This is a genomic window from Methylobacterium sp. Leaf123, assembly GCF_001423405.1.
GTDB lineage: Bacteria > Pseudomonadota > Alphaproteobacteria > Rhizobiales > Beijerinckiaceae > Methylobacterium.
This window is the reverse complement of sequence record NZ_LMNS01000001.1, coordinates 421,933-441,950: the sequence shown is the minus strand read 5'-3', so window position 1 is coordinate 441,950 and position 20,018 is coordinate 421,933. Positions and strand designations below refer to the sequence as shown.

20 protein-coding genes are annotated in these 20,018 nt (G+C 67.4%); 12 read left to right on the top strand and 8 right to left on the bottom strand.

From position 1 onward, the window contains the following. Nucleotides 1-28: 28 nt before the first annotated feature. Entirely contained in the window at nucleotides 29-637 is a 609-nt protein-coding gene (locus tag ASF53_RS01820; protein WP_056192846.1) for a YqgE/AlgH family protein, read from the bottom strand. A 139-nt stretch (nucleotides 638-776) separates the two neighbouring features. On the opposite strand from ASF53_RS01820, the gene ASF53_RS01815 reads away from it, so the two are divergent. Continuing rightward, nucleotides 777-1,259 (top strand): peroxiredoxin, encoded by a 483-nt coding sequence (locus tag ASF53_RS01815; RefSeq protein WP_056192844.1) that lies wholly within the window; start codon nucleotides 777-779, stop codon nucleotides 1,257-1,259. Between the two features lie 49 nt (nucleotides 1,260-1,308). On the opposite strand, the gene thrB is transcribed toward ASF53_RS01815, so the two are convergent. Together thrB and ispH are read right to left on the bottom strand one after the other, a co-directional pair. Then, nucleotides 1,309-2,274, bottom strand: coding sequence for a homoserine kinase (gene thrB, locus ASF53_RS01810; protein ID WP_056193853.1), 966 nt, complete (start codon nucleotides 2,272-2,274; stop codon nucleotides 1,309-1,311). Nucleotides 2,275-2,372: 98 nt separating this feature from the next. Next, nucleotides 2,373-3,395 (bottom strand): 4-hydroxy-3-methylbut-2-enyl diphosphate reductase, encoded by a 1,023-nt coding sequence (gene ispH / locus ASF53_RS01805; protein WP_003600714.1) that lies wholly within the window; start codon nucleotides 3,393-3,395, stop codon nucleotides 2,373-2,375. 351 nt (nucleotides 3,396-3,746) lie between these two features. Here ispH and ASF53_RS01800 point away from each other — a divergent pair, with 351 nt between their 5' ends. The 3 genes from ASF53_RS01800 to ASF53_RS01790 all read left to right on the top strand — a co-directional run bounded on the left by ASF53_RS01800 (nucleotide 3,747) and on the right by ASF53_RS01790 (nucleotide 8,132). Beyond that, a complete protein-coding gene (locus tag ASF53_RS01800) occupies nucleotides 3,747-5,645 on the top strand; it encodes a monovalent cation:proton antiporter-2 (CPA2) family protein (RefSeq protein WP_056192842.1) in 1,899 nt (632 codons plus the stop codon). After that, entirely contained in the window at nucleotides 5,638-7,083 is a 1,446-nt protein-coding gene (locus ASF53_RS01795; protein WP_056192841.1) for an MATE family efflux transporter, read from the top strand. The genes ASF53_RS01800 and ASF53_RS01795 overlap by 8 nt, the downstream gene beginning before the upstream one ends. Nucleotides 7,084-7,355: 272 nt before the next feature. After that, nucleotides 7,356-8,132, top strand: a complete 777-nt coding sequence (locus ASF53_RS01790; protein ID WP_056192839.1) for a DUF937 domain-containing protein — start codon at nucleotides 7,356-7,358, stop codon at nucleotides 8,130-8,132. A gap of 265 nt (nucleotides 8,133-8,397) precedes the next feature. Here the strand turns inward: ASF53_RS01790 and ASF53_RS24640 are convergent, their stop codons facing one another. The 3 genes from ASF53_RS24640 to ASF53_RS01775 all read right to left on the bottom strand — a co-directional run bounded on the left by ASF53_RS24640 (nucleotide 8,398) and on the right by ASF53_RS01775 (nucleotide 10,085). After that, nucleotides 8,398-8,616 carry a Flp family type IVb pilin gene (locus ASF53_RS24640; RefSeq protein ID WP_286134046.1) on the bottom strand — a complete coding sequence of 73 codons (219 nt, stop codon included), beginning with the start codon at nucleotides 8,614-8,616 and terminating at the stop codon, nucleotides 8,398-8,400. A gap of 216 nt (nucleotides 8,617-8,832) precedes the next feature. Next, nucleotides 8,833-9,096: a DUF3072 domain-containing protein gene (locus tag ASF53_RS01780; RefSeq protein ID WP_056192836.1), complete on the bottom strand. Its 264-nt coding sequence runs from the start codon at nucleotides 9,094-9,096 to the stop codon at nucleotides 8,833-8,835. Between the two features lie 101 nt (nucleotides 9,097-9,197). After that, entirely contained in the window at nucleotides 9,198-10,085 is an 888-nt protein-coding gene (locus ASF53_RS01775; RefSeq protein ID WP_056192834.1) for a branched-chain amino acid aminotransferase, read from the bottom strand. A gap of 220 nt (nucleotides 10,086-10,305) precedes the next feature. Here ASF53_RS01775 and ASF53_RS01770 point away from each other — a divergent pair, with 220 nt between their 5' ends. The 7 genes from ASF53_RS01770 to ASF53_RS01740 all read left to right on the top strand — a co-directional run bounded on the left by ASF53_RS01770 (nucleotide 10,306) and on the right by ASF53_RS01740 (nucleotide 15,842). Continuing rightward, nucleotides 10,306-10,863: a MarR family winged helix-turn-helix transcriptional regulator gene (locus ASF53_RS01770; protein ID WP_502690543.1), complete on the top strand. Its 558-nt coding sequence runs from the start codon at nucleotides 10,306-10,308 to the stop codon at nucleotides 10,861-10,863. After that, a complete protein-coding gene (locus ASF53_RS01765) occupies nucleotides 10,863-11,591 on the top strand; it encodes a response regulator (protein ID WP_056192829.1) in 729 nt (242 codons plus the stop codon). The genes ASF53_RS01770 and ASF53_RS01765 overlap by 1 nt, the downstream gene beginning before the upstream one ends. Nucleotides 11,592-11,598: 7 nt before the next feature. After that, entirely contained in the window at nucleotides 11,599-13,005 is a 1,407-nt protein-coding gene (locus ASF53_RS01760) for an ATP-binding protein (protein ID WP_056192827.1), read from the top strand. A gap of 150 nt (nucleotides 13,006-13,155) precedes the next feature. Beyond that, nucleotides 13,156-13,341: a hypothetical protein gene (locus ASF53_RS01755; RefSeq protein WP_056192824.1), complete on the top strand. Its 186-nt coding sequence runs from the start codon at nucleotides 13,156-13,158 to the stop codon at nucleotides 13,339-13,341. Between the two features lie 126 nt (nucleotides 13,342-13,467). Next, nucleotides 13,468-14,649, top strand: coding sequence for a pyridoxal phosphate-dependent aminotransferase (locus ASF53_RS01750; RefSeq protein WP_056192822.1), 1,182 nt, complete (start codon nucleotides 13,468-13,470; stop codon nucleotides 14,647-14,649). 189 nt (nucleotides 14,650-14,838) lie between these two features. Further along, on the top strand, nucleotides 14,839-15,252 hold the full coding sequence (locus ASF53_RS01745) for a DUF1236 domain-containing protein (RefSeq protein ID WP_003600727.1): 414 nt from the start codon (nucleotides 14,839-14,841) through the stop codon (nucleotides 15,250-15,252). Nucleotides 15,253-15,551: 299 nt separating this feature from the next. Further along, nucleotides 15,552-15,842: a hypothetical protein gene (locus ASF53_RS01740; RefSeq protein WP_056192819.1), complete on the top strand. Its 291-nt coding sequence runs from the start codon at nucleotides 15,552-15,554 to the stop codon at nucleotides 15,840-15,842. A gap of 6 nt (nucleotides 15,843-15,848) precedes the next feature. Here ASF53_RS01740 and mscL read toward each other — a convergent pair whose 3' ends face one another. Then, nucleotides 15,849-16,274, bottom strand: a complete 426-nt coding sequence (gene mscL, locus ASF53_RS01735) for a large conductance mechanosensitive channel protein MscL (RefSeq protein ID WP_056192816.1) — start codon at nucleotides 16,272-16,274, stop codon at nucleotides 15,849-15,851. Nucleotides 16,275-16,662: 388 nt separating this feature from the next. On the opposite strand from mscL, the gene ASF53_RS01730 reads away from it, so the two are divergent. Further along, on the top strand, nucleotides 16,663-17,370 hold the full coding sequence (locus ASF53_RS01730; protein ID WP_056193847.1) for a sigma-70 family RNA polymerase sigma factor: 708 nt from the start codon (nucleotides 16,663-16,665) through the stop codon (nucleotides 17,368-17,370). Nucleotides 17,371-17,431: 61 nt separating this feature from the next. On the opposite strand, the gene gyrB is transcribed toward ASF53_RS01730, so the two are convergent. Continuing rightward, nucleotides 17,432-19,879: a DNA topoisomerase (ATP-hydrolyzing) subunit B gene (gyrB, locus tag ASF53_RS01725; RefSeq protein ID WP_056192813.1), complete on the bottom strand. Its 2,448-nt coding sequence runs from the start codon at nucleotides 19,877-19,879 to the stop codon at nucleotides 17,432-17,434. Nucleotides 19,880-20,018 lie beyond the last annotated feature (139 nt).

Below are 20,018 nucleotides of genomic sequence, written 5' to 3'. Positions count from 1 at the left end.
CCATGATCGCCGACGGACGGGCCTCGCGTCAGGCCCGTCCTGCTTCCGCCGAGAGCATGGCGGGATCGATGCCGATCGCCTTGAGAACCTGATCGTACTTGGTGCCGAGCCCCGGATCGAAGATCAGCTCGGGATCGGCCGGGCAGTTCAGCCAGCCATTGGCGAGAATCTCGTTCTCCAACTGGCCCGCCTGCCAGCCGGCATAGCCGAGCGCCAGCACCGCGTTCGAAGGTCCGCGCCCGTCGGCGATGGCGCGCAGGATCTCCACCGTCGCCGTGAGGCAGACGCCCTCGTCGATCTGCAGCGTCGATTGATCGATGTGGAAGTCGGCGGTGTGGAGCACGAAGCCGCGCTTGGCATCGACCGGGCCGCCCATCAGCACCGGCATATGGCCGACCTGCTCGCGCAGGCGGATCGCGTCGGACTCGCTGGCGATGTCGAGCTGGATCAGGAGATCCGGCATGCTCAGATCCGCCACCGGCTTGTTGACGATGATGCCCATCGCCCCGTCCGCCGAGTGTGCGCAGAGATAGATCACCGAGCGCGCGAAGCGCTCGTCGCCGATCCCCGGCATGGCGACGAGGAACTGGCCATCGAGATAGGCCGAGTCTTTGAGCGAGGGATCGGGCGTCTGCATGGGGCTATGCTAATGCGGTGGCCGTCATTGATCCATAAGGCAAACGCGCACGCGGCCCGACCGTGCCTCGACAGTCGCGCGAAGCGCGTCTAACGGTTCCTAGCTTTTGCAGGGCTTGGCTTTTGCGAGGAGAGCACGGATGACAATTCAGGTTGGCGATCACCTGCCCCAGGCCACCTTCCGGGTGAACGGGCCGGATGGTCCGCAGGCCAAGACCACCGACGACGTGTTCAAGGGGCGCCGCGTCGTGCTGGTCGGCGTGCCGGGCGCCTTTACCCCGGCCTGCCACCGCAACCATCTGCCGGGCTTCGTCGCCAAGCGCGAGGAGATCCTGGCTCGCGGCATCGACGCGATCGCCGTGACGTCGGTCAACGACATCTTCGTGCTCAACGCGTGGCAGCAGCAGAGCGGCGCCGAGGGCATCGAGTTCCTGGCCGACGGCAATGCCGAATTCGCCAAGGCGATCGGCCTGGAGATGGACGGCTCCGGCTTCGGCCTCGGCCCGCGCTCCCAGCGTTACGCGATGCTGATCGATGACGGCGTGGTGCGGATCCTGAACGTCGAGGACACCCCGTCCAAGGCCGAGGTCTCGGGCGCCGAAGCGATGCTGAAGGTGCTCTGAGCAAGCCAACGAGAGCCCTCCCCGGTTACCGGGGAGGGTTCGACCATTCCTAACCGTGCCAGCCGTAGTCCCGCGCATCGGTCGCGGTGCGGTGGAAGGCGAGCCGGCGGTCGTATTCCAGCGGATCCTTGGGCTGCACCAGCGCGCCGGGCGGCACGTTGAGCCAGTCCACGAGGCGGGTCAGCATGAACCGCATCGCCGCGCCCCGCGCCAGGATCGGCAACGCCGCGATCTCGGCCGGTTCGAGCGCCCGCACCGCATCGTAGCCCGCGATCATCGCGCCCGCCTTGTCGCGGTGGAAGGTGCCGTCGGCGTCGAAGCACCACGCGTTGAGGCTGATCGCCAGATCGTAGGCGAAGGCGTCGGTGCAGGCGAAATAGAAGTCGATCAGGCCCGAAAGGGTGTCACCGATGAAGAACACGTTGTCGGTGAAGAGGTCGGCGTGGATGACGCCGCTCGGCAGGCCCTGAGGCCAGGAGGCTTCGAGCCAATCGAGGTCGGCACGGGTGCGGGCCGCGAGGCCAGGCGCCACGGTGTCGGCCTGCGCTTCCGCCTGCACGAAGAGGGGGCGCCACGCCCCCACCGACAGATTGTTCTCCCGCACCATCGGAAAGTCGCGGCCGGCGGCGTGAAGCCCGGCCAAAGCGGCGCCGAGGGCCCGGCAATGTTCGGCGTTCGGGCGGCTCAACGACACGCCGTCGAGGAAGGTGACGATCGCCGCCGGCCGGCCGCAGAGATGCCCGAGGGCGGTACCGGCCCGGTTGCGCACCGGTTGCGGACAGGCGAGGCCGGCCCGCGCCAGATGGCCCATCAGGTTGATGAAGAAGGGCAGATCCGCCGCGTTCACCCGCTTCTCGTAGAGGGTGAGGATGTAGTTGCCCGTGCTCGTATGCAGGAAGAAGTTCGAGTTCTCGACGCCTTCCGCGATGCCCTTGTAGGAGAGCAAATCGCCGAGTTCGTACTCGTTGAGGAAGGCGCGCAGCGCCTCGTCGGATACGTCGGTGTAGACCGCCACGGTGCCGCTGCCGGTTTCGCGCAAGAGAAAGGGGCGCCGTGGGCGCCCCTGGGAGGTCGTTCGGCCGGCCTCGCTCGGGGGCCGGCGTGTCGTCCGCCCTACTCGGCGGCTTCGCTGCGCAGTTCGCGCGGCAGCGGGAAGGACATGTCCTCGACCGTGACCGAAACCTGATCCACCGTCACGTCGAAGCGCGCGGCAAAGGCGTCGATGATTTCCTCGACCAGAACCTCCGGTGCGGACGCGCCGGCAGTGAGACCGAGGCGGCGGATGTCCTTGAAGGCATCCCAATCAATCTCCTCGGCCCGCAGGACGAGGCGGGTGATGGGACAGCCGGCCCGCTCGGCGACCTCACGCAGACGCTGCGAGTTCGAGGAGTTCGAGGAACCCACCACGATCAGGGCATCGACCCGCGGCGCAACCTCCTTGACCGCTTCCTGGCGGTTGGTGGTGGCGTAGCAGATGTCGTCCTTGTGGGGGCCGTGGATGCCGGTGAACTTGGCCTTCAGCGCCTCGACGATGTGCTTGGTGTCGTCGATCGAGAGGGTCGTCTGCGTCACCCAGGCCAGCGCCTGATCGGCCGGCGGGTTCAGGGCGTCGATCTGGTCGATATCCTCGACGAGCGTGATCGAACCCTTGGGCAGCTGGCCCATGGTGCCGACGACTTCCGGGTGGCCGGAATGGCCCACGAGCAGGACGTGGCGCCCGCGCTTGTGGTGGATCTCGGCCTCGCGGTGGACCTTGGTCACCAGCGGGCAGGTCGCGTCGATGGTGGTGAGGCCGCGGGCATCGGCGTTCTGCGGCACGGTCTTGGCGACGCCGTGGGCGGAGAAGATGACCGGGGCGCCGCTATCGGGCACCTCGTCCAGCTCGCGCACGAACACGGCGCCCTTCCGCTTCAGCGTCTCGACCACGTATTTGTTGTGGACGATCTCGTGGCGGACATAGACCGGCGCTCCGTAGATCGCCAGCGCCCGCTCGACCACGTCGATGGCGCGCACCACGCCGGCGCAGAAGCCGCGGGGCGCGCACAGGAGGATCTCCAGTGGCGGCTTGTCGCCTGTCACGGCCGGATGCGGGACCCGGTTCGGGTCGGCGGTGAGGTTGATGGTGTCAGCGCTCATGATCCGACGGATGTGGAGAGGGGTGGCTGGGTCTGTCAACAGCGGCCAGCCCGAAAGCCGCGACAGGCCTGCGCCTGTCCGTCATTATTGGCTTAGCATACATGACACGATCCGTGACCCCCACCCTCCGCCCAGGGGGCCTGCATCCCCGTGCCTGTGGCAACGGTGTCGGTTCGACGCCGATGAAACCGAACGGGCCGGGCATGTGACGAACGACACGCGAATCACCCTCGCGCTGCGCTCACCTCTTGTTTTGGGATCGTCTTTTTCCGAAAGCCGGTGGCCAGCTTTCGGGACGATGTCCTAAGGGAAGCCCTTCTCCCCTCTGAAACCAGCGAGGCAACGTCTGTCATGGCGAGCGCCACGGACCACGCCAGCTTCCTGCCGCCGGTGCTGACCTTCCTGTCGGCGGCGGTGATCGGCGTGCCGCTCGTGCGCCTCCTCGGCCAGAGCGCGGTGCTGGGCTACCTCGTCGCCGGCGTGGTGATCGGCCCGGCCGGCTTCTCCCTGATCGCCGAGCCCGAGACGGCGGCGAGCGTCGCCGAGATCGGCGTGGTGCTGCTGCTCTTCATCGTCGGGCTCGAACTCGAAATCTCGCGGCTCGTCTCGATGCGGCGCGACATTTTCGGGCTCGGCGCCGCGCAATTGGCGCTGTGTTCGCTCGTCATCGCGGGCGCGGCGCTCGTCTACGGGCTGACGCCGGCCGCGGCGTGCGTCGTCGGCATCGCCATCGCGCTCTCGGCCACGGCGGTCGCGCTCCAATTGCTGGAGGAACGCGGCGATCTCGGCTCGCCCTATGGCGGGCGCTCCTTCGCGGTGCTCCTGTTCCAGGACATCTCGGTGGTGGCGATCCTGGCGCTGCTGCCGCTGCTCGCCTCGGCCGGCGCCACGCCGAAGGACGGTTGGCTCGACGAGGGCCTGCGCTCCACCGGCCGCGCGGCGGTCGCCGTCGCGGGGGTGGTGCTCGTCGGGCGCTACGGCCTGAACCCGTTCTTCCGCCTGCTCGCGGCGGCGGGCGGACGCGAGGTGATGACGGCCGCTGCACTCCTCGTGGTGCTTGGCACCGCCTTGGTGATGGAGAAGGCCGGCCTCTCCATGGCCATGGGCGCGTTCCTCGCGGGCGTGATGCTCGCCGAGTCGAACTTCCGCCATCAGCTCGAAGCCGACATCGAACCGTTCCGCGGCATGCTGCTCGGTTTGTTCTTCATGAGCGTCGGCATGTCGATCGACGGCGGCCTGCTCACGAACCACTGGCTGGCGCTGCTTGCCGCGACCATGGCCGCGATCGCGGTGAAGATCGCCCTGGTCGCTGGGCTGTTCCGCCTGTTCGGCTCGCCCTGGCTCGACGCCCTGCGCGGTGCCGCGGTGCTGGCGCCGGCCGGCGAGTTCGCCTTCGTGATCCTGCCGGCGGCGGGCGACCTGCGCATCTTCGCCTCGGACGTGACCCGCTTCTGCGTCGCGCTCGCCGCCCTCACCATGCTGGTCGGGCCCGTCGCCGCCAAGGGGCTCGACGCGTTGATCGCCCGCCGCCCGAAGGAGGCCGAGCCGCCCTCCGATGTCGGCGAGGCGCAGGAATCCGGCGATACCCGCGTGCTGGTGGTGGGCTTCGGCCGCTTCGGGCAGATCCTGGCGCAGGTGCTGCTGGCGGAAGGCATCAACATCACCGTCATCGACAAGGACGTCGCGCAGATCCGCAACGCGACGAGCTTCGGCTTCCGGATCTATTACGGGGACGGTACCAGGCTCGACGTGCTGCGTGCCTCCGGCCTCGCCAAGGCGGATTTGATCTGCGTCTGCATCGACGACGCGCCAGCCGCTTTGAAGATCGTCGACATCGTCCACGAGGAATTCCCGAACGTGCGCACCTATGTGCGGGCCTATGACCGCACGCACGCCATCGAGCTGATGAACCGGGACGTCGATTTCCAGCTTCGCGAGACCGTCGAATCGGCCCTCGGCTTCGGCCGTGCCACTCTGGAGAGCCTGGGCTTGCCCGCCGAGGCCGCCGCGCGCCGCGTCGAGGATGTGCGCAAGCGCGACGTCGCCCGCCTTGTGCTCCAGCAGGCCGGCGCAATGCCGGACGGCTCCGGCTGGTTGCGCGGCACGCCGGAATTGCGGCCCGAGCCGCTGACGGCGCCCAAAAGCCCCTCGCGGGCGCTCAGCGCCGAAACCCGTGGCCTGATCGAGCAGCAGCCGCACGAATCCGCCGCCCGCGCGCTCGAACCCGAGGATGCCGAGCCGAATGCCTGAGGCGGGCACAGGCGCCAGGCCGGAACGGGAGGGGGGCGCGCCGCGCTTCGTCTCGGGCTCGATCCTGCGTCACGTCGTGGTGATGAGCGCGACCGGCTCCGTCGGCCTGATGGCGATCTTCGCCGTCGATCTTTTGTCGCTGTTCTACGTCTCGAAGCTCGGCGACCCGGCGCTCACCGCCGCGGTCGGCTTCGCCTCGATCGTCCAGTTCTTCGCCATCGCCTTCAATATCGGCCTGATGATCGCGGCCGGCGCCCTGGTGTCGCGGGCGATCGGAGCGAACGATCCGGCCGATGCCCGGCGGATCGCGACTTCCGTCACCGTCCATTGCGTGATCGCCTCGGCTCTGCTGGCCGCTCTCCTGCTCGCCGTGCTGGATCCGCTGCTCTCGGCCATCGGCGCGGAGGGGCACACCCTCGACGTAGCCCGGCGCTATCTCTGTATCAGCCTGCCGTCGAACCTGCTGCTCGGGCCGGGCATGCTGTTCACCGGCCTCCTGCGCGCGGTCGGCGCGGCGCGGGAGGCGATGTATGTGACCCTCGGCGGTGCCGTCATCACCGTCTTCGTCGATCCGCTGCTGATCTTCGGCCTCGGGCTCGGCGTGGACGGAGCGGCGCTCGCGGTCTGCGTCGCCCGCGTCACCTTCGTGGCCGTCGGCTGGGTCGGCGTCCGCCGCTACCGGCTGCTCGAACCGCCCCGCCTCACGGCTGTCATCGGCGATCTGCCGCTGGTGACCCGCATCGCCGGGCCGGCGGTGCTCACCAACCTCGCCCCCTCGATCGCCAGCGCCTTCGTGGCGCATGCCCTGTCCGGCTTCGGGCCTCCGGCGATCGCCGGAAACGTGGTGATCGAGCGCCTTGCCCCGGTCGCGTTCTGCGGGCTGTTCGCGATGTCGGGCTCGATCGGCCCGATCCTCGGCCAGAACTGGGGCGCCGGGCGCTTCGACCGGATGCGGGGCGTCCTGCGGGTCGGCGCGGGCGTGACCGCCCTCTACGTCATCGTCGTCTGGCTGCTCCTCGCCCTGGCGCGGGCACCGCTGGCCAGTGCCTTCGAGCTCAAAGGTGTGGCGGCCGACCTGTTCGCCTTCTTCTGTCTGGTGAGCGGGCCGGTCTGGTTCTTCAATGGGCTCCTGTTCCTCGCCAACGCCTCGTTCAACAATCTCGGCTTCCCCTTCATCTCGACCCTGCTGAACTGGGGCCGGGCGACGGTTGGCACCGTTCCGCCCGCCCTCGTCGGGGCGGCGTGGTACGGACCGGAGGGCGTGATCGCCGGCACCGGCCTCGGCTCGATCGCCTTCGGCGTGGCCGGCCTCGCCCTCGCCTTCCGCACCGTGGGCCGGCTGGAACGCGGCATGAGCCTCGCGGCACGCCCGGTGCCCGCGCAACCCTCCGCCGACGAAGCGGTGCAGGCGGCGCCCTCCAGCGGGATGTCGCTGTAGCCCGGAGGGGGCCGACAGACGCCGGCACAGGCGAAATGTCCGCCTTTCCTCGGGAAATCGCTGCGGAATCGGGGTTATCGCTGGCCAGCCCCGCCCGGTTGCGACACACTCCGGGCCGAGGCCGTTCCGGCGAGCCTTCGGACGTGCGTGTCGGCGGTCATCACCGGCGCGCATCCGGAATGAGGATGGGCTCGCATCATGGACGCGTTGTCATGGCGAGGCCCGGAGGCGTTCGACACCCGGACCGTTGCTGCTCGCTGAGGCGCCCGGCCATGTATACGATGTTCGACATCCTGCAGAGCCAGGGCGACGCGAGCGTGCGGGCCCTCGGGCAGCAGTTCGGCCTCTCGCCGGATCAGACCCGCCGGGCCATGGAGGCGCTGATGCCGGCCCTGTCGATGGGCATGCAGCGCAACGCTGCGGCCGATCCGATGGGGTTCGGGCGCATGTTCGGCCTCGGCCAGCCGGGAAAGGCGTCACCGCAGCCCGGTGCGGATATGTTTTCGGGGCTGTTCGGCTCGCCGATGATCGCCCAGGCAGTGATCCAGCAAGCGTCGGCGGCGAGCGGCGTCGGGAGCCAGGCCCTCCGGCAGATGCTGCCGATCATGGCCGGCATGATCGTGGCCGGCATCGTGCACCTGCTCCTCAACCCGCCCGCCGGAACTCCGGCCGCGGAGCCCCCGCCTCCCACCTACCCGGTCGGCACGCTGTGGACGGATTGGCTCAATGGCCTCACCGCCGCGGCCGGACAGATGAGTTCCCCTCCCCCGCCTGCGGCGCGCAAGCCCGAGCCGCGCCCGGCCGTTCGTAAGGCAGAGGCGGCACCTGCTCCGGATGCGACCAAGGCGTCGATGGAGGTGATCCAGCAGATGCTCCAGACCGGCGCCGAGGTTCAGGAGCAGAACGTCAAGGCGATGAAGGACGCGTTCGACGCGTTCTGGAGCCAGCCGAAGCCGGAGGACCCGAAATCCGGAGCGCGTCCAGCCCCCTCCCCGGCGAGCGCGCGGGAAGCGGCGTCCGCGAAGCGAAAGCCGGTCGGGCCGAAATAGGGAATTCTGGGAAGGCCGGTTTCGCGAGGCTCAGCAGACGCTCGTGAACTGAACGGGCACGGCAGCGGAAATTCGCTCGCCCTCGCATGATCCGCCCGGATTCACGTGGCCCGTGGCAACAGATATGGCTTCCGCCCGATCGAAACGGGGCCTGTATCGCTCAGCCTGGGCGGTGCCCGACAAGATGTCCCGTGTGCAAGCACGATGTGGGTCCCACCGAAGCTCCAAGCCGCCACCCCAAAAGGATCAACCGGACTGGGTGTGACTACTCGAACTTGAACAGTTCGAAGACCTTGGGAAAAAAGTCGGCCAAGGCCAGTCCGTACGCACGGAAGGCGCCGATGACCGCCATCCCGATGAAGGTGCTGACCAATCCATACTCGATGGCGGTCGCCCCCGATTCATGACGCGCGAAGCGGACGAGAGACCGGCACAACGGTGCGGCGGCTTTCGAGACGGGCGCGAATGGAGAAAGCAGAGACACGGCGCATCGTCCCGGACGTGTGGCAGTGGCGTGATCCTGCCAGTCTGAACTTGCGGCGAACTTAAGGTGATTGAAGAAAGCGGGGACAACCCCCGCCGACACGTCTCAATCGAAGGCTAATGCGTTCGCTGGCGGAGCGACGGATCGCCCCGCGAAACGACCCAGCATCGTCCCGAAAGTCGGCTATCGACTTCCGGAACAACGCGTCCGCCGGAATCAGGCCTTGCCGGTGTCCTTACGCAAGGCGTCGATGCGCTTGGAGGCCTCCGCCTTGTCGAGGTCGGCCTCGAAGGCTTCCGGAGCCTTGGCCTGCTCGGACAGGGTCTTGAGGTAGGAGGCCTGCGCGCCCGTCATCGGCTCGGCGCCGGTCGTCCACTCGTCGGGATCCTTGATCCGGTTCGACTCGTCGCTCGGGTCGACCTTCGGATTCTCGGCCGCAGACTGGTCCTTGGTCGTCTGGTTGCTGGTCTTGCCGGTCATCGGGGCGCCCCTTCGTTCATGGATTGTTCCAAAAAACGCGGGGCGCTCCGCTAAGTTCCGGGCACCCTGTCATGTGCCCGGAACCGTCGATCGCACGATCCTCAGGCGGCGGCCGCCCGCGGCTGCACCTCGGCGAGGTAATCGTCCATCAGCGTCTTGGTCAGGGTCGCCGGCGTGAAGCGGTAGGGACCGATCTCGGAGACCGGCGTCACCTCGGCGGCCGAGCCGGTGATGAAGCACTCGGAGAAGCCGGTCATTTCCTCGGGGCGGATGCGCCGCTCGATCACTTCGATCCCGCGGCGTTTGGCCAGCTCGATCACGGTCTGGCGGGTGATGCCGTTGAGGAAGCGGTCGGCCTGGGGCGTGTGGATCACGCCGTCGGCGATGAAGAAGACGTTGGCGCCGGTGCATTCGGCGACGTTGTCCTCCCAATCGAGCATCAGCGCGTCGGCATAGCCCTTGTTCTCGGCCCGGTGCTTGGAGATCGTGCAGATCATGTAGAGGCCCGCCGCCTTCGAGGTCGAGGGCGCGGTGCGCGGATCGGGGCGACGATAATCGGCGATGTCGAGGCGGATGCCCTTCATCTTGGTCGCCGGGTCGAAGTAGCTCGGCCATTCCCAGGCGGCGATGGCGAGGTGGATGGTGTTGTTCTGCGCCGCGACGCCCATCATCTCGGAGCCGCGCCACGCCACGGGGCGCAGATAGGCGTCCTGCAGGCCGCTGGTCGCGAGCACCTGCGCTTTCGCCGCCTCGATTTGATCGACCGAGTACGGAATCTCGAAATCGAGGAGTTGGGCGGACTGGCGCAAGCGCGCGGAATGCTCGCGGCTCTTGAAGATCCGGCCGCCATAGGCCCGTTCGCCCTCGAACACCGACGAACCGTAGTGGAGGCCGTGGCTGAGCACATGGATCTTCGCCTCGCGCCACGGCACCATGGCGCCGTCGAACCAGATCGTGCCTTCGCGCTCATCGAAGGGAATCACGGACATCTCTCGAAGTTCCTCTGCGCGGCCTCGGCGAAGCGCGGGGTCGTCGGGTGGGGCAAGTGCCGGCGTGCGGACGCAGAACGATGCAGCGAGCGGCTGGACCGGCAGGGTTGACGGGTAGCAACGGGGCTGAGATATGTCAACAACACTGACTTATCTTGCCGGGCCATCCGGAGCCCCACGATCTGCCGCCGAGCGAGGTTTTCACGACGTGAACCGTGTGATGACGCCAGATGCCGACAGGGCGGTGCAGGCTCCCGGCGAGGCTTCGCTCCCGAGCTGCCCCACGGCGGGCGGCGACAGCGACGACCTGATCGAGCTCTTGTTCTTCGCCTATCGTGATTTCGTCGGCGATCCCGACCGGATTTTGGCGCAGTACGGCTTCGGCCGGGCGCATCACCGGGTGCTGCACTTCGTCGATCGCTATCCCGGCCTCACCATCGCCGAACTCCTCGATATTCTGCGCATCACCAAACAGAGCCTGAACCGGGTACTCAAGGATTTGATCGATCAGGGCTATGTCGAGCAGCAGACCGGCACGAGCGACCGGCGCCAGCGGCTCCTCTTCTGCACCCCGTCCGGCCGGGCGCTAACGGCCGACCTGACGCGGGTTCAGGTCCGCCGGATCGTGCGGGCGCTCGATGCCCCGTCCGAGGACGACGAGAGCGGGCGCGAGGCCCGCGCGGCCTCCGCCCAGGATTTCCTGCTCGCGATGATCGAGCCGGCCGAGCGCGCCGCGATCCGCCGGTTGATGGCGCGCCGCGCGACGGGGCGCGCCTGATGTCGGTCGAGACCGCCGTGAAGGCGCGCGCCGAGCTTCCGGACCACGCGCCGCATATCCTGCTCGTCGATGACGACCGGCGGGTGCGCGAACTCCTGTCCCGCTTCCTCTCCGAGCAGGGGTTTCGGGTCACGGCCGCCGCGAATGCGGCCGAGGCGCGCCTGCGCGGCCAGTGCTTCGTGTTCGACGCCCTCGTGCTCGACGTCATGATGCCCGGCGAGAGCGGCTTCGACTATGCCCGTTCGGTGCGCGAGACCTCGCAGGTGCCGATCCTGATGCTGACGGCCCGCTCGAATCCCAACGACCGGGTGACGGGCCTGGAGATCGGCGCCGACGATTATCTGCCCAAGCCCTTCGAGCCGCGCGAACTGATCCTGCGGCTCAACAACATCATCCGCCGCCATGCCGCGGTGCCGGAGGCGCGATTCTCGGGCGAAGGCGCGGTGAGCTTCGGCCCCTTCAGCTTCCGCGCCGACCGGGGCGAACTGCGCCGCGAGAACGAGCCGGTGAAGATCACCGAGCGCGAGCGCGAGATCCTGACGATCCTGTCTCAGGCGCGCGGCGGCAATGTCGAGCGCGAAACGCTCGCGGGCAATGGCGGCTTGGCGGCCGAGCGCACCATCGACGTGCAGATCAACCGTTTGCGCCGTAAGATCGAGCCGGACCCGGCCAATCCGAGCTTCCTGCACACCGTTCGCGGCGTCGGCTATCGCCTCGCCATCGATTGAGGCCTTCATGGCGGCTCCCGCCCGCCCCTCCGCGACCGCACCGTCTCGAACCGGCACCCTTGCCGGGGCACTCGGTCGCGTCCGAAAGATCTGGCGCCGCATCAGCCGCGCCATCGGCGACGCCTTGCCGAAGGGCCTCTATGCCCGCTCGCTGATCATCATCATCGCGCCGATGGTGCTGCTCCAGTCGGTGATCGCCTACACCTTCATGGAGCGGCACTGGCAACTCGTGACCCGCCGGCTCTCGGCGGCCGTAACCGCCGACGTCGCCGCCTTGATGGACATCTACGAGTCCTATCCGCAGGACAGGAACGCGGAGACGCTGTCGCGCATCGCCGGGGAGCGGCTGAACCTCGACATCGACATCCTGAAGGGCGCCAAGCTGCCGAATCCGGGGCCGCGCCCGTTCTTTTCGATTCTCGACGAGGTGCTCTCGGAAGAAATCCGCCGCCAGATCCGGCGTCCGTTCTGGATCGATACGGTGGGCCGCTCGAACCTCATCGAGATCCGCGTGGCGATCCCCGAGGGGGTCATGCGGGTCACGGCTCGGCGCAACCAGGCCTACGCCTCGAACTCGCACATCTTCCTCTTGTGGATGACTGGCTCGTCGCTGGTGCTGCTCGGCGTCGCCATCCTGTTCCTGCGCAACCAGATCAAGCCGATCCTGCGGCTCTCGGCGGTGGCGGAGGGGTTCGGCAAAGGCCGCGAGATCGAGTTCAAACCCCGCGGCGCCCGCGAGGTCCGGCAGGCCGGCCACGCCTTCATCGAGATGAAGCGGCGCATCGAACGCGCCATGGAGCAGCGCACGGCGATGCTCAACGGGGTGAGCCACGACCTGCGCACCATCATCACCCGGTTCAAGCTCTCGCTCGCCTTGGTCGAGCAGACGCCGGAGGTGGAGGATCTTCAGCGCGATGTGGACGAGATGAGCCGGATGCTCGAAGGCTACCTCGCCTTCGCCCGGGGTGATTCCGCCGAGACCGCCGCCGAGACCGACATGCGGACCCTGCTGGAGGATCTGCGCAGCGACGTGGAGCGGCTCGGCGCCCATGTCGAGGCGGTCGAGATCGAGGGGAGCCCGCTCGTCACGGTGCGGCCGGATGCGATGCGCCGCTGCCTCTTCAACCTCGCCGCCAACGCCGCGCGCTACGCCGACACCGTGGCGATCTCGGGCAAGCGCGAACACCGCGCCTTCCTCGTGGCGATCGACGACGACGGGCCCGGCATCCCACCCGAGAGCCGCGAGGACGTGTTCAAGCCGTTCGTGCGTCTCGACGACGCGCGCCAGGATGCGGGCGGCTCCGGGCTCGGTCTCGCCATCGCCCGCGACATCGCCCGAGCGCATGGCGGCGATGTCGGCCTGCACGATAGTCCGCTCGGCGGCTTGCGCGCGACGGTGCGCATCCCCGCCTGACCCAAACAGCCGCCTGATCGAAACCTTGGCGGATCGATCGGAGATTCTGAAGCGGCGGGAGTTTCCTCCGGCGGAACGGCGATGCTAAGACCGCTTCGCATTATTCTTCGGGCCGCGCTGCGGTCCCTCAACGAACGCGAGTGACGTCGAATGAACCCGCTGGTGCCGCTTTCCGTCGTGCTGCTCCTCCCGATCGCGGCCGTCTGCGCCGTGCTCTTCACGGATACCGGGATCGAGCCGGCCCTGTTCTACGCAGCGGTCAAGACCTTCGCGATCCTGTTCGTCGTCGGCGGCGCGATCTCCTTCGCCGCAAGCCGCCTCGCTGCACGCACCTAAGGCCGAGCATCACCTCACGAAACGCCCGCTCCTGCCGTGCCCCATGAGGGACCGTCGGCAAGCGGGCGTGTCGTGAGACCCTGCCGAATCCCGGTACCGGCCGGCGTCTGACGGAAGGTCGAGGCCATGCTGCGTGTCGTGCCCTCCTTCGACCGGATCGGCGAGGAGAACGCCTTCGCCGTTCTCGCCCGCGCCGGCGCGCTCGCGGCGCAAGGGCGCGACATCGTCAATCTCGGCATCGGACAGCCGGACTTCGCCACGCCGGCTCATATCGTCGAGGCGGGCATCAAGGCCCTGCGCGACGGCCACCATGGTTACACGCCGGCCATCGGCATCCCGCCGCTCCGTGAGGCGGTGGCGCGGGATCTCCATCGCCGCCACGGCGTCGAGGTCTCGCCCGATGCGGTGATGATCGTGCCGGGCGGCAAGGTCACCATGTTCATGGCGATCCTGATGTTCGGCGAGCCCGGTGCCGAGATCCTGTATCCCGATCCCGGCTTCCCGATCTACCGCTCGATGATCGCGTTCACCGGAGCAACGCCGGTCCCGGTGCCGATCCGCGAGGCCAACGGCTTCGCCTTCTCGGCGGAGGAGACGCTCTCGCTGATCACGGAGCGCACACGCCTCTTGATCGTCAACTCGCCGGCCAACCCGACCGGTGGCGTCACGCCGAAGGCCGAGATCGACGCCCTGGTGCAGGGTCTTGCCGCCCATCCCGGCATCGCCGTGCTGTCCGACGAGATCTACGGCTCGATGACCTATGACGGAGAGGCGCATGTCTCGCTCCTCACCTATCCCGAGATCCGCGACCGGCTGATCGCGCTCGACGGCGCCTCGAAGACCTATGCGATGACGGGGTGGCGGCTCGGCTGGTCGGTCTGGCCGAAGCCGCTCTACGACGCCGCCCGCAAGCTCGCCGTGAACTCCTTCTCCTGCGTCAACGCCTCGACGCAATGGGCCGGGGTCGCCGCCCTCGACGGGCCGCAGGACTGCGTTGCCACCATGGTCGCCGCGTTCGATCAGCGTCGAACCCTGGTCGTGGACGGGTTGAACGGCCTTCCGAATATCTCCTGCATCACCCCCAAGGGCGCGTTCTACGCCTTCCCGAACATCGCGCGCACGGGCTGGAAGGCGAAGGCCCTGGCGACCGCACTCCTCGACGAGGCCGGTGTCGCGGTGATCGGCGGCCCCGATTTCGGGGTGCATGGCGAGGGCTATCTGCGGCTGTCCTACGCCAATTCCGCCGAGAACATCGCCCGTGCGCTGGAGCGCATGAATCGGTTCCTCTCGGACCACGCGCCGGGCTGAGGACCGAGATCGAAAGATGTCATGCGCCGACGCGACAGCTTTCGCGAGATCTACCTCCGTGTCGGGCACCGCGCGATAATCTCGGCCTTTCTCGATTTTCCATGCATCCGAATTCGAGGCTGGGGCGTTACCCGGCCATGCTTCGCTGCGCCTGATCGTGGCGAACCTCACAACGACGGAGATGCTGTAATGAAGATCAAGACCCTTCTCGCTGCTTCGGCCATCGCGCTTGCTCTGCCCATGGCCGCTCAGGCTCAAGGCACCCTGCGCGGCGCGGAGCGTGGCGCTCAGGAAGGCGCCGATGCGGCAGGTCCGATCGGCGGCATCGTCGGCGGTGCGGTCGGTGCGGCCACCGGTACGATCGGTGGCATTCTCGGCGTCGAGGATCGTCCGCGCTTCCGCTCCTATGTCCGCGAGCGCAACGTCCGTTCCTACGACTACGACGGTCGTGTCGTCGTCGGCTCCACGCTGCCGTCCTCGGGCGTGACGTATTACGACGTCCCGAACGACTACAACGTGACCCGTGGCACCCGCTACACCGTGGTCAACGACCGTCCGGTGCTGGTGGATGGTCGCCACCGGATCATTGAAGTGCTCGACTAAGCACGACCTCATGGGCCGCCCGCAAAGGGCGGCACCATCCGGCCCCGGCACCCGTTGCCGGGGCCTTTTTTCGTGGTGTGGCCTGCTCCCCGCAGTTCGCAGACCGAGGTTCCGATCGGTCCGGCACCGTCGCCCCGACGATGCATGGCCTGAGTGCGACAGCCGATGTCCCGAGAGATCAGTGTTCGATCGGTCGCCGTGATACGGTCGAAAGTATGCGAGAACGTGGGACGCAACGCTCCCGGTGTTCCGATCGTTGATCCGTGCGAGACGATGTTTGCGCCTGGACAGGACTGACGATGACCGGCTCCGACACAACCGCCGAAAACCCTCCCGAGAACCCGCCGTTGCCGGAATCGGTCCGCGACCATCTCGGTCATGAGCTGCGCAGCGTCTACACCGAGCCGCTCCCCGAGCCGCGCTTCCTCGGCGACGAACCGACCGTGCCGCAGGAATTCGAGCCGCAGCTTCGCCGGCTCGAGACGCGGCTGAAGACGCATGAGGAAGGCACCGAGGCCGTCGAACAGGCGCTCGACCGGATTCTCGATGCCTTCGGCGTTACGCCCGATGCGGATGAGCCGAAGAAGTAGGGCGGCTCACACCCGTCGTTCCGCCAGGAGATCGCGGATCTCACCCAGCAGCTTCACATCGGCCGGCACCTCGGCCACCGGCTTCGGCTTGGCCTCTTCCCTGGATTTCAGGACGTTCATGGCGCGGATGACCATGAACAGCACGAAGGCGATGATGGTGAAGTTGACGGCGAGCGTCAGGAACTGGCCGTAGCCGATCACCGCGCCGACCTTCTTCGCCTCGGCATAGGGCATGCCCGTCTGCACCTTGGACGACAGCGGGATGTAGTAGTTCGAGAAGTCGAGGCCGCCGGTCACCGCGCCGATGATCGGCATGATGACGTCCTGAACCAGCGAATTGACGATGGCGCCGAACGCCGCGCCGATGATCACGCCGACGGCGAGATCGACCACGTTGCCGCGCAACGCGAATTTCTTGAACTCTTCCAACATACTCGGATTCCTTGAACCGCCGGCGCCGCTGCAGGCCGCTGCGTGCAAAGCTATGCCGCAGGTGCTGGCCGCCAAGGGGCGCCCTGCCGATGGCCGGTTTGCCGCCTGCCTACGCCGTCACGCCAAGCGAATCAGTTCAAGGCAAGTCAAACGGCTAAGCTGAAAACAGATCGCTGGGCACCGCAATCTTCGGGCGCCATCCCGCCGTGATCGAACAATCTTTCAGAAAAACTCCGAAACATATCCAAGGGTTGTGAGAAGAATTTGCTCCGTCTGCTCCAGGAGATGGGTGCTTTTTTCGCCGCCGTTTAGCGTCAGTTCATTTTTCAATTGCTACCGAAAGGTGACTACTTCAAACGCCCTGCTCTATCCCGAGGTGCCCTTCCGGATGCCCGACGAACTGATTCGCAGCCAATTGCCGGAAGATCCCGGCCCTGTACGGGGTGAAGCGGCAAAAGCCGTTCCACGCCAATTGGCTCTCGCCTTGCGGGACTACTTCGATCTGGCGGAGCAAGCGCCCCTGCCGAGCCCGCTCGCGGCGCTGTTGCGACAGTTCGAGAGGGCGCTCGCGGCCCATGGCGGACAGGTCGAAGCCATCTTCCGCGATGATCTGGTGAAGGCGCTGCCGATGCTGCGCACCTTCGCGATCTCGCTCACGGCCAACCCGACCCGCGCCGACGATCTCGTTCAGGAGACGATGGTGAAGGCCTGGGCCAACCGGGAGCGGTTCACGCCGGGCACGAACTTCACGGCGTGGTTGTTCACCATCCTGCGCAATCAGTTCTACACCGAGATCCGCAAGGGGCGCCGCGAAGTCGAGGACGCCGACGGCGTCCATGCCGGTACGCTCACCGCTCACCCCGATCAGGAGCACGCGGCGGGACTACGGATGGTGATGAACTTGATCGGCACCCTACCGCTGCCGCAGCGGCAGGCGCTTCTGCTGGTCGGGGCCGAGGGCTTCACGTACGAGGAAGCGGCCGAGCAGCTCGGCTGTCAGGTCGGCACGGTCAAGAGCCGTGTCAGCCGCGCTCGCGCCTTCCTCGTCGATTCCTACGAAGGCCTGCCGGACGGATTGTCGGCGGCACGGGCCTAACCCGCGCCACCGTCCGCTTGCATCGTCCCGAGAGCCGTCACCAGCCCTCAGGGCCCATGCATCACACGTCGAGATTCGCGACGCTCAGCGCGTTCTCTTGGATGAACTCGCGGCGCGGCTCCACCACGTCACCCATCAGCTTGACGAACAGGTCGTCGGCATCGGTCGTGTCCTTGACCTTCACCTGCAGCAGGGAGCGCACGTCGCGATCGAGCGTCGTCTCCCAGAGCTGCTGGGCGGTCATCTCGCCGAGGCCCTTGTAGCGCTGGAGCTGAAGCCCCTTCCGGCCGAACGCCATCACCGCTTCGAACAGGCCGACCGGACCGTAGAGTTCGGTCTCGTCCCCCTTGCGAGCGAGCGTCACCGGCTCCTCGTAAATCTCGCGCAAGGTCTCCGCCCGGTCGGCAAGCCGGCGGGCCTCTTGCGAGGCGAGCAGCGTCGCATCGAGATTGGCGACCTGGGTCACGCTGCGAAGCGTCCGGCTGAAGACGTAGCCGCCCTCCGAGGCCGCTCCGGTCCAGCCCTTCTCGATCTCGTCGGCGATCCGGTCGAGACGCTTGGCGGTGCGGTCGGCCAGCACTTCGGCCTCGCCGGGATTCTCGGCCACATCCTTGGCGAAGGCACCGGCCAGAACCGATTGCTCGACCACCGAGCGGTCGTAGCGGGTGTGGAGACTGTGCAGGGTGCCGCGGAAGGCGCGCGCTTCCTCGACCAGGGTCTTGAGCTGGGCGCCGCCGAACTCGGTGCCGGAGGCTAGGCGAAGCACGGCGCCCTCGACGCCCTGATCGATGAGATAATCCTCCAGCGCCCGCTCATCCTTGAGGTAGAGGGTCCGCCGGCCACGCTCGGCTTTGTAGAGCGGTGGCTGGGCGATGTAGAGGTGACCGCGGTCGATGAGCTCCGGCATCTGCCGGAAGAAGAACGTCAGCAGCAATGTCCGGATATGCGAGCCGTCCACGTCCGCATCGGTCATGATGATGATGCGGTGATAGCGCAGCTTGTCCGGGTTGAAGCCTTCGCGGTCGGTGCTCGACCGCCCGATGCCGGCGCCGAGCGCCGTGATCAGCGTGCCGATCTCGGCCGAGGACAGCATCCGGTCGGCGCGCACGCGCTCGACGTTGAGGATCTTTCCGCGCAGCGGAAGAACCGCCTGGAAGGTCCGGTCGCGGCCCTGCTTGGCCGAACCGCCGGCGGAATCGCCCTCCACCAGCAGCAGCTCGCACTTGCTCGGATCGCGCTCCTGGCAATCGGCGAGCTTGCCGGGCAGGGAAGCGATGTCGAGGGCGCCCTTGCGGGTGATGGTCTCGCGCGCCTTGCGCGCCGCTTCGCGGGCGGCGGCCGCGAGCACGACCTTGCCCATCACCGATTTCGCCTGGGCCGGGTTCTCCTCGAGCCAGGTCGAGAGGCCCTCGTTGAGGATGTTCTCGACCGCCGGGCGGACCTCGGAGGAGACGAGCTTGTCCTTGGTCTGGGACGAGAATTTCGGGTCCGGCACCTGCACGGAAATGACCGCGGTCAGCCCCTCGCGGCAATCGTCGCCGGTGAGCGAGACCTTCTCACGCTTGGCGATACCCGAGGACTCGGCATAGCCGGTGAGTTGGCGCGTCAGGGCGGCGCGGAAGCCCGCCATGTGGGTGCCACCGTCGCGCTGCGGAATGTTGTTGGTGAAGGGCAGGACGGTCTCGTTGAACGAGTCGTTCCACCACAACGCCACCTCGACGCGGATGCCGTCGCGCTCGCCCAGCACGGTCACGGGCTTCGTCATGCCCTCGACCGGTTTGCGGGAGCGATCGAGATAGCGCACGAAGGCCTCGACACCGCCTTCGTAGCAAAGCTCTTCGCGCTTGTGCTCGGCATGGCGCGCATCGGTGACGACGATGCGCACGCCCGAATTGAGGAAGGCGAGTTCGCGCAGACGCTTCTCCAGCGTCGGATAGTCGAACTCCGTCATCGTGAAGGTTTCGGTCGAGGGCAGGAAGGTCACTTCCGTGCCGCGCCGATCACCCGCGGGACCGACGACCTCCAGCGGCGCCACCGCATCGCCGTGGCGGAACTCCATGCGGTGTTCCTTGCCCGCGCGCCAGATCCGCAACTTCAGGCTGGTGGAGAGCGCGTTGACGACGGAGACGCCGACGCCGTGCAGGCCGCCCGAGACCTTGTAGGAGTTCTGGTCGAACTTACCGCCGGCATGGAGCTGGGTCATGATGACCTCGGCCGCCGAAACCCCCTCTTCCCGGTGGATGTCGGTGGGAATGCCGCGGCCGTTGTCGGAGACCGTCACCGAGCCATCGGCGTTGAGCGTCACCGTCACGAGGTCCGCGTGGCCCGCGAGCGCCTCGTCGATGGCGTTGTCCACCACCTCGTAGATCATGTGGTGCAGGCCGGAGCCGTCGTCGGTATCGCCGATATACATGCCGGGCCGCTTGCGCACGGCATCCAGGCCCTTGAGCACGCGGATCGATTCCGCGCCATAGCTGTCGGCGTGTTCGGTGTTCGGGGAGTCAGCCATGAAATTCCTCGGGCAGGCGGCTCGGGAGCCTGTTTTCGAGCCCGGACGGGCCGGGCATGCCTGCTATCTCGGTACCCATTCCATATAGGCGTTCATCCCTGATTTTGCATCGCTTTTCGCGTCTTGAAAGCGTTGTTGC